The organism is Candidatus Symbiopectobacterium sp. NZEC135, from assembly GCF_025962695.1.
On sequence record NZ_JAGFPF010000712.1, the window covers coordinates 1 to 1009 of the forward strand.

Consider the following 1009-nt stretch of genomic DNA (forward strand, 5'->3'; position numbering starts at 1 on the left):
AATTTGGCACCGGGCGCGACGCTGCTGTCTGAGTCGCGAATCAGTACATTAATGTGCTGTGCCGACTGGCTACTCTGCGCTGCCAGAGTACCAACCTCACGGGCAACCACCGCGAAACCGCGTCCCAGTTCACCCGCTCTCGCGGCCTCAATGGCGGCATTCAATGAAAGAATGTGCGTTTGAAACGCCACGTTTTCAATCATCCCGATAGCATCCGTCATCTCTTTGGTGCGTCCGGTGATATCGGACATCGCAGCATGCACGTCATTCATCATCAATTCACCGTGAGCCGCCATGGAGCTGGTATTCAAGGCATGCTGGCTGGCCTGCTCGGTATGCTGGGTGTGCTGCGCCAGTTGTGCATTCAACTGAAGAATGTTGTCCGTGGTCGCTTTAAGCTCATTGGCTTGCAGGCGCGCCTGTGAAAACAGCGCCTGATTATCCACCGCGACGCGGTCAACGTGCTGCGTCATGCCGTCAATGCCGTGGCGCACTTGGCTAACAAGATTGGTTAACCCGGATTGCATTTGTGCCATGCTGCGATTTAACACAGCGATTTCGCGGGTGCAGCCGCTGTTCTCATCAAGTTGCTGGGAGAGATCTCCCGACGCAATGCGTCCAAGGTGATGAATAATGCGGTTGAGGGGGCGAATGATGATCCGGTTTACGGTGGCCCACACGCACAGCGAGACGGCCAGCAGCAGCCCGAGAACCACCATGAAGATGGTGTGAGTGCGGTCGAGGGAAATCAGAAATTGTTCGCCGTGCTGCTTTTGGCGTGAGGCATTATTCGCCAGATAGTGGCCGTATTTCTGCGTGAAATCATTTTGGTAAGCCTGAATCGGCACCATAAAAAAGATATCGATCTGATTGCTCTGTTTGATCCCGTCAGCCAGTTCGACCAACCCTTGATACAATTGTTGGTAGCTACGCAGTAACGCCTGACTGTCACTGTCATTGTCGTCAGGTTTTTCGATCTGTTGATAATAGTCCTGAGCCTGTTTGAGTG

At 53.4% G+C, this 1009-nt stretch carries 1 protein-coding gene; it reads right to left on the reverse strand.

Annotated features, from left to right (window positions below; genetic code table 11):
• Window positions 1–1009, reverse strand: a 1009-nt coding sequence (locus J5224_RS29920) for a methyl-accepting chemotaxis protein (RefSeq protein ID WP_264628689.1), incomplete at both ends; no start/stop codon positions are given.